Origin of the sequence: Carnobacterium sp. AT7, from assembly GCF_000171855.1 — a bacterium.
Taxonomy (GTDB): domain Bacteria; phylum Bacillota; class Bacilli; order Lactobacillales; family Carnobacteriaceae; genus Carnobacterium_B; species Carnobacterium_B jeotgali.
Genome location: NZ_ABHH01000022.1, coordinates 1 through 13,553 on the forward strand (window position 1 = coordinate 1; position 13,553 = coordinate 13,553).

General features: G+C 34.9%; 13 protein-coding genes. 9 read left to right on the plus strand and 4 right to left on the minus strand.

Going from position 1 to position 13,553, the window contains the following annotated elements; all coding sequences use genetic code 11:
• The 3 genes from CAT7_RS08665 to glpK form a co-directional block, all read left to right on the plus strand.
• The coding region (locus CAT7_RS08665; RefSeq protein ID WP_035019568.1) for a C40 family peptidase at nt 1-560 on the plus strand (560 nt) is incomplete at its 5' end.
• Between the two features lie 45 nt (nt 561-605).
• Nucleotides 606-2,279 (plus strand): peptide ABC transporter substrate-binding protein, encoded by a 1,674-nt coding sequence (locus CAT7_RS08670; RefSeq protein ID WP_007724539.1) that lies wholly within the window; start codon nt 606-608, stop codon nt 2,277-2,279.
• Nucleotides 2,280-2,522: 243 nt separating this feature from the next.
• On the plus strand, nt 2,523-4,040 hold the full coding sequence (gene glpK / locus CAT7_RS08675; protein WP_007724540.1) for a glycerol kinase GlpK: 1,518 nt from the start codon (nt 2,523-2,525) through the stop codon (nt 4,038-4,040).
• Between the two features lie 355 nt (nt 4,041-4,395).
• Here the strand turns inward: glpK and CAT7_RS08680 are convergent, their stop codons facing one another.
• The 4 genes from CAT7_RS08680 to dhaK form a co-directional block, all read right to left on the minus strand.
• Entirely contained in the window at nt 4,396-4,896 is a 501-nt protein-coding gene (locus CAT7_RS08680; protein ID WP_035019572.1) for a DUF2798 domain-containing protein, read from the minus strand.
• A gap of 324 nt (nt 4,897-5,220) precedes the next feature.
• A complete protein-coding gene (dhaM, locus tag CAT7_RS08685; RefSeq protein ID WP_007724544.1) occupies nt 5,221-5,598 on the minus strand; it encodes a dihydroxyacetone kinase phosphoryl donor subunit DhaM in 378 nt (125 codons plus the stop codon).
• A complete protein-coding gene (gene dhaL / locus CAT7_RS08690) occupies nt 5,588-6,175 on the minus strand; it encodes a dihydroxyacetone kinase subunit DhaL (protein ID WP_007724546.1) in 588 nt (195 codons plus the stop codon). Before dhaL ends, dhaM begins: the two co-directional genes overlap by 11 nt.
• A 20-nt stretch (nt 6,176-6,195) precedes the next feature.
• Entirely contained in the window at nt 6,196-7,185 is a 990-nt protein-coding gene (dhaK, locus tag CAT7_RS08695; RefSeq protein WP_007724548.1) for a dihydroxyacetone kinase subunit DhaK, read from the minus strand.
• A gap of 234 nt (nt 7,186-7,419) precedes the next feature.
• Between dhaK and CAT7_RS08700 the strand changes: the two genes are divergently transcribed.
• From CAT7_RS08700 to guaC, 6 genes are all read left to right on the plus strand, one after another.
• A complete protein-coding gene (locus CAT7_RS08700) occupies nt 7,420-8,448 on the plus strand; it encodes a DUF7309 domain-containing protein (protein WP_007724558.1) in 1,029 nt (342 codons plus the stop codon).
• A 25-nt stretch (nt 8,449-8,473) separates the two neighbouring features.
• Nucleotides 8,474-9,166 carry an NAD(P)H-dependent oxidoreductase gene (locus CAT7_RS08705; RefSeq protein WP_029277993.1) on the plus strand — a complete coding sequence of 231 codons (693 nt, stop codon included), beginning with the start codon at nt 8,474-8,476 and terminating at the stop codon, nt 9,164-9,166.
• Nucleotides 9,167-9,198: 32 nt separating this feature from the next.
• Nucleotides 9,199-9,381, plus strand: coding sequence for a hypothetical protein (locus CAT7_RS08710; RefSeq protein ID WP_007724562.1), 183 nt, complete (start codon nt 9,199-9,201; stop codon nt 9,379-9,381).
• Nucleotides 9,382-9,513: 132 nt separating this feature from the next.
• Nucleotides 9,514-11,862, plus strand: coding sequence for a helix-turn-helix domain-containing protein (locus CAT7_RS08715; RefSeq protein ID WP_007724564.1), 2,349 nt, complete (start codon nt 9,514-9,516; stop codon nt 11,860-11,862).
• A gap of 65 nt (nt 11,863-11,927) precedes the next feature.
• On the plus strand, nt 11,928-12,185 hold the full coding sequence (gene yidD, locus CAT7_RS08720) for a membrane protein insertion efficiency factor YidD (protein ID WP_007724566.1): 258 nt from the start codon (nt 11,928-11,930) through the stop codon (nt 12,183-12,185).
• A 265-nt stretch (nt 12,186-12,450) separates the two neighbouring features.
• The gene (guaC, locus tag CAT7_RS08725) at nt 12,451-13,425 is read left to right on the plus strand and encodes a GMP reductase (protein WP_007724568.1); all 975 of its coding nucleotides are present in this window, start codon (nt 12,451-12,453) and stop codon (nt 13,423-13,425) included.
• The last annotated feature ends 128 nt before the right edge of the window (nt 13,426-13,553 follow it).

Consider the following 13,553-nt stretch of genomic DNA (forward strand, 5'->3'; position numbering starts at 1 on the left):
TTGTGGTTAGCCAACCAACGGCAACACTCAATTTTATAAATGAGACACAAATTGCGCAAGTTGTTTCGATTGGTACGATTTTACCTTTAGTAGAAGAGACGTCTACCCACTACAAACTTCTCACTCCAGATGGGATTTGCTATATTTCAAAAGAAAAAGCTCATATAGTGGATAACACGCAAATCAATGCTGTCGAACAAATAATCGAGCTAGCAAAATCTTTTTTAGATTTGAGATACGCCTGGGCGGGAACGAGTGCAGCAGGATTTGATTGTTCTGGATTTGTCTATACCTTGTTTCGGACTTTTGATATTTGGCTGAGCCGGGATGCTCAAGAACAAGTTTTTGAAGGAGCTGTTTATACCTATCAAGAAGCAATTCCAGGAGATTTATTATTTTTTGCTTACGAGGAAGGCAATGGAGAAGTTCATCATGTAGGTCTTTATTTAGGCGATGATCAAATGATTCATTCGCAAACTCCTGGATCAAAAGTAATGATTACTAAACTTGAGGGAACAACGTATCAAAAAGAATTATGCGCAGTTAGACGTTTTTTTTAAAGGTACACATAAATTTATAAAACAGACATGAAAGGGTGAAAATAAATGAAAAATCAATTAAAGGGTTTAGGTATACTTAGTTTGACATTGTTATTAGCAGCTTGCGGAGACGCGGATTCTGATGGATCTTCAACTGCGAGTTCTCAAGCGGATGGAGAAAAGAATTTAGCCGATAAACAAGAATTGCGCTTAACAGCTTCCTCAGAAATACCCTCTATGGATACAGCTTTAGCAACCGATTTAACAAGTTTTACCGTTATGAATAATGTATTCGAAGGATTATATGTTTTAGGGCCAGATGCTGAACCTATCTTAGGTGTGGCAGCGAAAGAGCCGACTATCAGCAAAGATGGAAAAACGTATACCTTTGAGATACGAAAAGACGCTGTGTGGTCTAATGGAGAACCTGTAACGGCAGATGATTTTGTTTACGCTTGGCAAAAAGTCGTGGCACCAGAAACGGCAAGTGGATATGCTTATATGTTTGATGGCTTGATTCAAAATGCTACAGAAATTATAAATGATGAAGCAGAGCCAACTGATTTAGGTATCAAAGCAATCAGCGATACAGAATTAGAAATTACGTTGACGCAACCGACACCTTATTTTGACCAATTATTAACTTTGCCATTTTTCTTCCCACAAAATAGAGCATTTGCCCAAGAGCAAGGTGATGAATATGGCAGCACGAATGAAAACCTAATTTATAATGGTCCTTTTGTATTAGAGGGATGGGATCAAGCAAGCAGTGTAGGTTGGACTTTTGAAAAAAATAAAGAGTATTGGGATGCTGATTCAGTCACGTTAGATACTATAAGTGTTGATGTAATTAAAGAAGTTACTACTGAGTTGAATTTATATGAAAATGGCGATACCGATATTGCCTTTTTATCTGGAAGTTTTGTTTCACAGTATAGTGAAGACCCTAATTTTCATTCATCATTAAATGCAACAACGTTTTATATTGAGATGAACAACTTAAATAATGAAGAAACGATTGAATTAAGCAATCCCAATATTCGTTTAGCGATTGCCTCAGCAGTTGATAAAGAAGGCTATGTTAACAATGTCTTACAAGACGGATCAGCCTCTATTGATGGATTTGTTCCAGCTGGATTGGCAAGTAATCCGACAACCGGTGCAGATTACCGTGAAGATGCAGGGGATTTATTGCCTTACGATTTAGAAAAGGCTACAGAAGCTTGGGAAAAAGGCCTTTCTGAATTAGGAACAGATACTATTGAATTGGAATTGATCACTTCTGATACAGAAGATTCAAAACGATTGGCTGAATATTTACAAGACCAATTGCAAAAGAACTTGCCAGGATTAACGGTTAAATTGAGAAGTATGCCTTTCAGTATGAAATTAACAACGGTACGTGAAGGCAATTACGATATGGCTGTCAATTCATGGATTGCCGACTTTGCAGATCCAATCAATTATGTAGAACGTTTTGATACAGATATTAACCGGATGAACTATTCAAATCCAGCTGTCGATGCGCTAGTTGATAAAGCAAAAGCAACTTACGATGATGACGAAGCCCGTTGGGAAACATTAGTAGATATTGAAAAAGTTGCTTTAGGGGAAGATGCTGCACTTGCACCACTATATCAATCAGCGGATTCTTATTTGTTAAACCCTAAGGTCAACGATTATTACAAACGCGTTTTTGGTCCAGATAGTTATAAATGGACTTGGATAGAAGCGGAATAAGTGGAAATAAGCAGCCTGATATACTAAAGGGCTGCTTATTTGTTGGCGATTAAATTTTGATAAGCGCAAAAATAACTTAACTGAACGATTAAAGTTCGCGATAAATGATGAAAAATATGCAAGGGTATAAAACGGTTTTATTTTTTATGAAACACTGAGAGCAAACGCTTTACAACTATCTTTTTTAGCAGTACATTAAGAGTACACGGATTGTAAGCGCATTCTATTAATGGAGGGAATAAAATGACAAAAAAATATATTATGTCAATTGATCAAGGTACTACTAGTTCGAGAGCAATTATATTTGATAAAGCAGGAAACCCTAAGTGGAGTTCTCAAAAAGAATTCACGCAACATTTTCCTCAACCAGGTTGGGTAGAGCATGATGCGAACGAAATTTGGATTTCAGTTTTAACAGTTATTGCAGGTGTATTGATCGAATCAGGATTGAAACCATCGGATATTGATAGTATTGGTATCACCAACCAACGTGAAACAACCGTTGTCTGGGACAAAGAAACGGGTAGACCGATTTATCGTGCTATCGTATGGCAATCAAAACAAACAAACGATATTGCAGATCAATTAAAAAAAGATGGGCACACAAAATTAATTAAAGATAAAACAGGATTAGTGATTGATTCTTACTTCTCAGCAACTAAAATTAAATGGATTTTAGATCATGTTGAAGGATCAAGAGAACGTGCTCAAAAAGGCGAGTTACTATTTGGAACGATCGATTCTTGGTTGGTTTGGAAATTAACAGGTGGAAAAGCACATGTTACGGATTATTCAAATGCCAGCCGTACGATGTTGTTTAATATTTATGACCTTAAATGGGATGAAGATATTTTAGCATTATTAGACATTCCAAAAGAAATGCTGCCAGAAGTAAAATCTTCTTCAGAAGTATATGGAAAAACAATTCCAGAACATTTTTATGGTGGACAAATTCCAATTGCGGGTATGGCTGGTGACCAGCAAGCTGCTTTATTCGGCCAAGTAGGATATGAAAAAGGAATGGTTAAAAATACGTATGGTACAGGTGCATTTATCATCATGAATACTGGAAAAGAACCCATTAAATCTGAGAACGGTTTGCTTACATCTATTGCTTATGGCATAAATGGCGAGATTACGTATGCGTTAGAAGGTAGTATTTTTGTAGCTGGATCAGCACTTCAGTGGTTAAGAGATGGCATGAGAATGTTTAGAACAGCTCCTGAATCTGAAAAATACGCTGAAAAAGTAGACTCAACAGAAAATGTTTATGTAGTACCAGCATTTACAGGATTAGGTGCTCCGTATTGGGATCAAGATGCTCGTGGTGCTGTCTTTGGTTTAACACGTGGGACAACGAAAGAGCACTTCATCAGAGCGACACTTGAATCATTGGCTTACCAAACCAAAGATGTTGTAGATACAATGAACAAAGAATCAGGTATTCCAATTAAAACATTACGCGTAGATGGTGGAGCATCAAAAAATAATTTCTTGATGCAATTCCAAGCTGATATTTTAGACACTAAAATTGAGCGTTCTAAAATCAGTGAAACGACAGCTTTAGGTGCTGCTTATCTGGCGGGACTAGCAACAGGATTTTGGAAAGATCAAGATGAAATTAAAAAATACTGGGAAAAAGATGCTACATTTGAACCAAATATGGATGAAGAAGAGCGTGAAGATTTGTATGCCGGTTGGCAAGCAGCTGTAGAAGCTACTCGAGTATTCAAACATAAATCTAAAAGAAAAAATAAATAAATAGTTGTAAATCTCTTAAATGAATAAAAAACGGCTCTTCGTCAAATAGTGTGGCTGCTTCAAAAAATTCTTTCGGAATAGACGGATTTGCTTGTAAGAGCCCTGGTACCGTCTTAAGCCTAAAGTCTTAAGATCTTTCAAGCCTCAAACACCGCTTAATCGCTAAAGCGTTAAGGCGATGTAATTCGCATTGAATACTTTACAGGGCTACAAGCAATCCTATTCCTGCAGAAGTGTTAAGCATGAACTAAATTAATCTATCCACACTAAAAAGTATAGAGCCTAAAAAACGGATAACACACCCTCATTAAGATGGCGTATTATCCGTTTTTATGATGATTATTAACTAAATGGTTTAATCAAAATCGATAGAAGAGTTGTCTTTTACAGTCAAGTTTTCTTCTTGACGTAAATGTATTTTTTTCATAGCAAAACGAGCAGGTGGTTGAGCAAGCAATAATTCGCAGAATAAAGCGATACAAAAATTTCTTGGCCAATGAGACAATGCGGCAAAAGAAGCTAAACTAATGCCGTTTCCAAGCATATCTCCAATGATAGTCATTGTGAATGACATTCCGATAACAGTGAAAAAGACTGTAAATAATATTTTTGCATTAAAGCTGTCATTAGCATCAGAAAAATTGTGAACCATTTTTTCTGCAATGCGCCCTACGATAAAATTTTCCATTAACATGGCGATAATAAAAGCAAATGGGAATGCTTTAAGAATAATCAATGCAACTTGTGTATCAAATTTCCCAAAATTTAAGCTGATATTTACTGCACTCATAACTAGTGCGGATATCGCGCAAATAATAGCACCGTAAAGTATTCCTTCTTTGGCATTTCTGGGCAATCTGTCTTCTGTAAATTCTTTGATAATAAAAACTCCTTTTTTGTGTCTAAAATTAAGTATACACAAATGAAGTGAGTTGCATAAGAAATATTTTCATGAAAATTGCATGAAAATAAAAATCAAACGATTTCTAAAACAAACTAAAAGAATTTAAGCTGGGAAAGGGTGTAGGTAGGCTCTTTTTAGGCATCAAGACCCAGTATAAATAGTAAGAGCAATTGTCATTTTTGTAAATGAAATGAAGCAGCCATCCTATTTTAGGAACAGCATTATGTAGACAAAAAACGTTCACTGCGCTTTTGCAGTGAACGTTTTTTTTAAAATTTATTTGATTTTTAATGTATTCAATTGTTCTTCAATAGCTTCTATTGGCGCTTCTGCTTGCAACAAGGCAGCTGCAGTATAGGCACTTTCAATCAAAGCAGTATCGTATAAAGTGACCGTTTTATCAGAAGTTTCAATAGCGAGTTCTAAATTCATTTTAGCACTGCCTAAATCATAAAAAGCAAGGATCGTTTCTTCTTCAAATGAAGACAAGGTTTCTTCAATTCGATCAAAACTCGTTCCAATCCCACCTTCAGGAGTTCCACCAGCACTTTTAACAGTAACATCTTTAGCAACTTCACTGATTAATTTAGCTAATCCCTCAGCAATTTCAGCTACATGAGAAACAAGCAATACACCATATTTTTTACTCACCATAAACACCCGCTTCCACCATTGTTTTGAAGAGATAGCTGCTAGACATAGCACCAGGATCAATGTGACCAATAGAACGTTCGCCTAGATATGAAGCGCGTCCTTTAGTTGCTTTCATATCTTTGGTTTTTTCAACCGCTTCTTCAATCAAATCAACAGTTAAATTAGTCGATTTTACAGCTTCAATAACAGGAATCCATTCATCCACCATTGTTTTTTCTCCGGCTACAGCTTTCCCACGCTTTTGAATACCTTCTAATCCAGCTTGTAAGACCGTTGCTAAGTCATCACTGTCTTGGCTAGCTTTAGCCATGCTGATAAATGCAGACCCTAGTAGAGGACCAGAAGCGCCTCCTACTTTACTAACTAAAGTCATCCCAGTTGTTTTAAGAAGATCCGTTAATGTTTCAGGATTCTTAGTTTCTAAAGCTTCAGTTAATGCATTGGCTCCACGAGCAAGATTATTTCCATGATCGCCATCACCAATAGCTGTATCTAGATCACTGAGATAAGCTTTATTTTCTAGAATTTGTGCAATGAAAAGTTCTAACCATTTTTTTGTCGTTTCTTTTGTTAACATAAAATTTTGTCATCCTTTCTTTACCAAGCTATAGTCGTTACTGGTGCGTTTAAATACTCTAACCAGCTAGAGTCTTCAATTTTAGCTAATGTTAAAGATAAACCTTCCATATCAATAGAAGTCATGTAGTCACCGACTTTTCTAAAGGATAAAGTTAACCCTTCGTCTGCTAATAATTGTTTTACATCATTCATGAAAATGAATTGTTCCATTAATGGAGTACCACCCATACCGTTAACTAAAACGGCATAAGAATCGCCTTTTTCCCATTGGAATTCTTTTTTCAATTGAGTGACAAGTTCTTTAGCTAATGCTGCAGAAGGTTGAAGTTTTTCTCTACGGTAGCCGGGCTCACCGTGAATTCCTACGCCAAATTCGATTTCATCAGCTTCTAAATCAAACCCTGGTTTGCCAACTTCTGGTACAGTAGCAGGATTTAATGCTACGCCTAAAGATTTGATAGCCGGAATAAGTTTATCGGCTAATGCTTTAATTTCTTTTAAAGATAACCCTTTTTCAGCTGCAGCACCTAAAATTTTATGAACTAAAACCGTGCCTGCAATCCCACGTTTACCAGCAGTATACGTACTGTCTTCAACAGCGATATCATCATCTACGATTACATAATCAACTTCAATATCTTCCATTTCTGCCAATTCTTTCGCCATATCAAAGTTCATGACATCGCCAGAATAATTTTTAATAATTAAGAAAACACCTTTTCCTTCATCACTAGACTTAATGCCTTCTAAAATTTGATCAGGAGTTGGAGATGTAAATACCTCACCACATACGGCAGCTGATAGCATTCCTTTTCCAACGAACCCTGCATGAGCTGGCTCATGACCACTTCCACCACCACTTACTAATCCAACTTTTCCACTTTTTTCAACTTTACGATGGATGACCGATGTTTCTGGCAAACGTTCAACTAAATCTTCATAAGCGAAAACTAAGCCATTTAACATTTCATCTAATATATTTGCTGGATCATTGATAATTTTTTTCATTATTTTCCAGACCTCCTAAAGTAATTTAAAAATAGTTTCACTAATAGTGTAACCGTTTTTAAGGTATAGAACAAATATAAACATTTAATGAAGTGAAATACTGAAAAATAACGAGTTGGTTGTTTATTGTTTTGGTATACTGTTAGTAGATAAGACGACTATTCTAAAATTGTATTCTCTAATGTACAAAAAAAAGCGAAGAATTAAGAAATTGAAAATGAAGGAGATTATACGATGAATAATCAACTGCAATTGTATTTACTAGTAAAGCAGCTTTATCAAGCTAACTTTTGGAAAGATTATTGGGATAACGATATTATTGGTATTCAATTGCCTAATCGTAAGGATCCTGTTTTTATTTCAGTACTAGGAAAAGCTGAACAAAATTTTGGTTTTTTGATTTATCGTGATTTGGAAGAACTGTCTTATTATTTTGAAATGAGCACACGTGCTGAGTACGATTCAGCAATGGAAATGCTACAGGTACAAAAATGCATCTCTATTAATTTTGAAGACCGACAAGAAATTCCAAAAGAAGAGTATGAAAAAATAAAAGCTAGTGGTGTTACTTTCAGAGGTAAAAAAGCTTGGCCAGTCTTTACCGATTACAAACCAGGATATTATCCGGTTACGCTAAATGAGAGTGATGTTTCTTTTTTGATAGCTGTTTTTGAAAAGTTAATCGAGACGGCAAATGCATTTCGGACATCTTTAGATTTTTATGAAAAAGAACAAGAAAGTTATGAAATTTTAATGCGCACATATAAAACAGATGGTTCTTATAGAGATGGCTTGTATGCTGTACCCGAAGTTATTTTAAAAGGGATATCCGTTAGTAAGATTGAGTATGCTGCAATCAAAATAACGGATTTTGAAATGAAACGAGTGAATAACCAAAAAATGAAGCATACGGTATGGGAGTTGGATATCGACTTTGTTGGTGTTCCAGTTGTACCTCCAAATGGTGGACGTCCGATCTTTCCTAGTTTATTGATTGTGGCAGATTCAGAAAATGGTGAAGTGATTTGTAGTGAATTTATTAATCCAAAAGATGCTGAAAAAATCCAACGTATTATCATTCAATTAATTTTGGCACAGAATGGAAGACCACCTAAGATTGTTGTACAGACAAATCGTTATGTTAAGATTGCCAGTTATTTAGAAAATGTATTGACTGCTTTAGATATAGAGCTGATTCCTATTCAACAGCTACCTTTATTATCTGTAGTGAAAGAAGATATGCTAGAATATTTTAAAGAGTAGTTTTGATAAAAAATGGAGGTAACTAGTGAAAACTTTAGTAATTATATCTCATCCTGACATAATGGAGTCGGGAAGCCAACAATATCTATTAAGTTCAATCCCAAATGATACGAATATAACCGTTCGCCATTTGGAATCGTTGTATCCGGATTTCAAGATAGATGTCCCAAAAGAACAGGCACTACTCAAGGAACATGATCGAATTATCTTTCAGTTCCCACTTTATTGGTATAGCTCTCCAGCATTGTTAAAAAAGTGGCAAGATGATGTATTAACAGATGGATTTGCTTATGGGAAAAAAGGGAAAGCTTTAACTGGAAAAGAATTTGGCTTAGTCCTAACAATTGGTGTGAAAAAGGAAGAATATCAACCTGGAGGGCGTGAAGCTTTCAGTATTGATGAACTAACTAAACCTTATCAAGCGCTAGCTCTTAAGACAAAAATGATATTTCTTAAATCATTGCCGATTTTTCAATTTAGCTATTTGACAGAAACACAAAAGATGGCTTTATTGATTCGTTACCAGCAATACTTGACTCGAGAAAAAGATGACAGTTTAGAGGCACGTGAAAAGTGGTTTATTCAAGAATTACAAATGACAGATTTAAGCAAATTAAATGAAGGCGATCAATTTATACTAGAGCAAACGGTCGAATTTATTGAAGAAAATCGGGATACAATCGACGAATTGAAAATGCTTTTAGATCAAATGAATTAAACTGGATAAAAGAACGAAGGTAGGCGAATGAAGTGGAACAAAAAGAATGGTTGCTTCTAGAATTGGAAAGAGTCATTCAAACGAGTCGGGATTATAAGCAAAAAGCGTTGTTAAAGTCAGCGAAGGACTTAATCAATGAGCAAGTTGAACGGATTCGCCAGATGGAAGGCGAATTAGATGGGACCTTATGGAGTCCGCGCAATTGGAATGAGTAAGAGTAGAATGAAACGCTAACGAACTAGAGATAGCTGTGTAAAAATGCAGCTGTCTTTTTTTGTTCTGAAGAATTAGGGTATCGATTGTTGGGTCAAAACAGGTATAATAGGAAAAAAGGAGGAGTAGTGAAGATGAAAAGAGAAAGTGCAGCAGACTATGACATTAAAATGGAAAACGTCCGTTATTCTGCTCCTCAACGGTATTATGGAACAAGGCTCTTATTTGTAATAAGAGGTTCTGCAACTATTTCATTTGGAGGACGTAATTTTGAAATGGCAGAAAGCGATATATTAGTTGTTAATCGCACAAATAATTATTCTGTCATGGGAAGTGAAGATAGTTGCATTATTTCACTTAGCATTTCTAGTCAGTTTTTTGTGACGCATTATAAAGATTATTTCCATTACAATTTTGACTGCTTTTCTAAGGAACTAGATCCTGGCAGAGAAGGTGTGATTGCTCAACTAAGACATTTGGTAGCTGAAATCATGATTGCCGATTCTAGAAAAGAAGAAGGCAACACATTAGAAATTCGCAGCAATTTGTATCAAATCATGTTAATGATGACGCGCTTTTTTAAAAAAGAAGCGCCACATTGGAAAGGCGTAGATACAAGTGATGAAAGAATTGCCCGCCTTATTCAGTTGATCGAACAACGCTATGCAGAGCCGTTGACCTTATCTGAGTTAGCAGAGCATGAAAATTTATCTTCTTCTTACTTATCTCGTTATTTCACGCAAATGACAGGCATGGGATTTTTAAATTATTTAAATCGAGTTCGGGTAAAGCATAGTCTAGATGATTTATTGTATACATCAGATAATTTATTTCAAATAGCAATGAAAAATGGATTTTCAACTGCCAAAAACTATACGGTTGTTTTTAAAATGATCTACCAACAGACACCGGCTCAATATCGAAAAGAACATCAACATGAGCAATTGGAACAGCATGAAGCTCTAATTAATAAAGTTGAAGCTAAGACAATCCTTGATTCTCCGGCTATTTTAGATCGACTAGCTAGCTATTTAGATGTAGGAAGCAATCAAAGCTACACGATTGATGAAAATCAACTTGAAGAACGCCAGATTGTGTTGAATTGTGATGGGAAACAAGAATTAAAACGGGAAAAACATATCGTATTTATTGGCGAACTAAAAGAATTATTGAATGAAAATGTAAAAAAACAGTTGATTTTGGCTAAACAGCAGCTAAGAGTAGACTTTGTTGGAATTCAAAAAATCTTTGAAGAAACACCGTTTTTAATCGAATCTGAAACACCCGAAGTACCGGTTAGTTCGCCGATATATGCTAATTCTGATATTGTTTTGCATTTTTTAAAAGAACAAGGAATCTACTTATTTTTGAAGCTAGAGTATAAACAAATTAGTCAGAATGAAGATTATTATATTAAGAAAATTGATCAGTTTATTCAACATGCTCTTCAAGTTTTCGGGCGTGAATTTGTAGAAAAATGGCAAATTTTATTTTATAGCAAAGAAGATAATTCAGTTGAGTCAACCGAAATAGAACGGATCTACTTAAAGGTTTGGCAAGTAATCAAAAACAAATCAGAAAAAATGAAAGTTGGAACATTTCTTCCGTTTGATGAAAAACAAGTGCAATTGCCAGAAAATCAACAATGGCAGATTAAACATGCTAGTAAGATTGAATTTATAGGGTATGAAACAGATCAAAATGACATAATCAATTTTAATGATATAAATGTAGAAGAATTTGCTAAAAGTCATCGTTATATTACAGACAAAACAAAAGAAATAAAAATATTCATGCATCAACATCAAATGGATAGGCCGTTGTTTCTTATTAATTGGAACATTTTAACCGGCAATACTCGTTATATAAATGGAACTTTCTTTAGAGGAGCATTAATCTTGAAAAAGATTTTGGAATTAGAAGGTGAAGTAGAAGGGATTGGATTTTGGATTAACACTGAAATTCATGAACGTGTAGAGAGATGTACGAATAATTTAGTAGATAGTCTAGATTTATTTCATTTTTTTAATGAAAAACACCCGATTTTTTATACCTTGCGTTTTAAAGAACGGTTACGAGGTAATGTGATAGCAAGCGGAAACGATTATATTATGACTGAAAATGAAGATGGTTATCAGCTGATTATTTTCAATGAGCGACAATTCAGTCCGCGTTATTCCATAAATGAATTATTTGTAAAAAATAGAAGCAAAGAATTGCACATTCATCTTACAGGAATAAAACCGGGCAATTATCAGATTCGAACATTAAAATTTGATCGTGATAATGGCGGGTTGTATTCTAAATGGTGGAATTTAAACAGTAAATACGGTATTGACCACGAATTGATGGATCATATCGTTCAGTCGATTAATCCATCGCTAGATATTAAAGATGAATATTTAAATGAAGAATGGTCTTTTTATGCTTTGTTAAATACGAATGCGATTCATTTTATTGAATTTCGAAAAGCAATTGATTAAATAATCTTGATTGCTTTACAAATTTGAACGCTATGGCTATAATGTAATTCGGTAGGAGGTAAACCATGAAAAAAGTATTAATTGCTGGTATTAAAGGCTATCAAAAAGGAATTTCACCTTTATTTCAACCAAGTTGCCGCTATTATCCAACCTGCTCGCATTATGCCATTGAAGCCATTGAAAAACATGGTGTTGTAAAAGGAACAGTAATGGGAACAGCTCGTATTTTAAGATGTCATCCTTTTATTAAGGGAGGATACGATCCCGTCCCAAATAAATTTACGTTAAGAAGAAATAAAGAAATAAAAACAATTAAAAATTAACAATAAGCTGACAAATTTTAAATTTGTCAGCTTATTTAGTCGCTTCAGATTAGTGTTAGAAAGACGGGGAAACTACATTTTAATTTTAGTATTTGCATAAAAAGGGATGGACAACTTTGACAAACCTCTAAATATAGTGTAAATTGTCTTAGGGACGAAATATTAATAAAACAACGAGAAATAATGTTCGTGTTTTACGATCCTGTATAAAAAACAAATAATTGCCTAAAAATTAGAGCTATAAGAGAAAGAGGTTAAGGAAAAGATGAAAGTTTTTGACTATGAAGATGTCCAACTTATCCCTAATAAAAGTATTGTAAGAAGTAGATCCGAGTGTGATACAACAATTGAATTTGGCGGTAGAAGATTTAACTTACCAGTTGTACCGGCTAATATGCAAACAGTTATCGATGAAACATTAGCTATTTGGTTAGCAGAAAATAACTTTTTTTATGTTATGCACCGTTTCGATGAAGAAGACAGAATTCCTTTTATCCAACGAATGAATGAAAAAGGATTATATTCTTCTATTAGCGTAGGTGTAAAAGATGCAGAATATGACTTTATTGAAACATTAGCGAAAGAAAATCTAGTACCAGAATACATTACAATCGATATTGCTCATGGGCATTCTGATTTAGTAATTAATATGATCCACCACATCAAAAAGTTCTTGCCAGGAACATTTTTGATTGCGGGTAATGTTGGTACTCCTGAAGCTGTTCGTGAGTTAGAAAATGCTGGGGCGGACGCAACTAAAGTGGGTATTGGACCTGGAAAAGTATGTATCACAAAATTAAAAACCGGATTTGGTACTGGTGGTTGGCAATTAGCAGCTTTGCGTTTGTGTGCTAAGGCTGCAAGAAAACCATTGATTGCGGATGGCGGAGTACGAGATCATGGCGATATTGCTAAATCAATTCGTTTTGGAGCATCTATGGTAATGATGGGATCTTTATTCTCAGGACATGACCAATCTCCAGGAAAAACGATCGAAAAAGACGGCAAAATGTACAAAGAATATTTTGGTAGTGCTTCTGAATACCAAAAAGGCGAACACAAAAATGTTGAAGGCAAAAAGATCCTTGTAGAATATAAAGGTGACATCGCTGAGACATTATTGGAAATGAAACAAGATCTACAATCTTCTATCTCATATGCGGGTGGAAACGATGTAGAATCGATTCGTAAAGTGGATTATGTGATTGTTAAAAATTCAATTTTTAATGGTGACCGCTAAAGAAACCTTAAAAGATCCTTTAAAGGGTCTTTTTTTGTCGCTGAAAAATAGTTGCGTTTTATTAGTTCTTTTGAGTAAACGCAAATAGTTTGTATCCGTAAGTTTCTTTGTTACACTTAATAAGTAAA

Bases quoted from the DNA above. Each gene is read 5' to 3' on its own strand.
- CAT7_RS08715 (WP_007724564.1), top strand. From the start codon at position 9,514: ATGAAAAGAGAAAGTGCAGCAGACTATGACATTAAAATGGAAAACGTC.
- glpK (WP_007724540.1), top strand. From the start codon at position 2,523: ATGACAAAAAAATATATTATGTCAATTGATCAAGGTACTACTAGTTCG.
- dhaM (WP_007724544.1), bottom strand. From the start codon at position 5,598: ATGGTGAGTAAAAAATATGGTGTATTGCTTGTTTCTCATGTAGCTGAA.
- CAT7_RS08700 (WP_007724558.1), top strand. From the start codon at position 7,420: ATGAATAATCAACTGCAATTGTATTTACTAGTAAAGCAGCTTTATCAA.
- dhaK (WP_007724548.1), bottom strand. From the start codon at position 7,185: ATGAAAAAAATTATCAATGATCCAGCAAATATATTAGATGAAATGTTA.
- guaC (WP_007724568.1), top strand. From the start codon at position 12,451: ATGAAAGTTTTTGACTATGAAGATGTCCAACTTATCCCTAATAAAAGT.
- CAT7_RS08670 (WP_007724539.1), top strand. From the start codon at position 606: ATGAAAAATCAATTAAAGGGTTTAGGTATACTTAGTTTGACATTGTTA.
- dhaL (WP_007724546.1), bottom strand. From the start codon at position 6,175: ATGTTAACAAAAGAAACGACAAAAAAATGGTTAGAACTTTTCATTGCA.
- yidD (WP_007724566.1), top strand. From the start codon at position 11,928: ATGAAAAAAGTATTAATTGCTGGTATTAAAGGCTATCAAAAAGGAATT.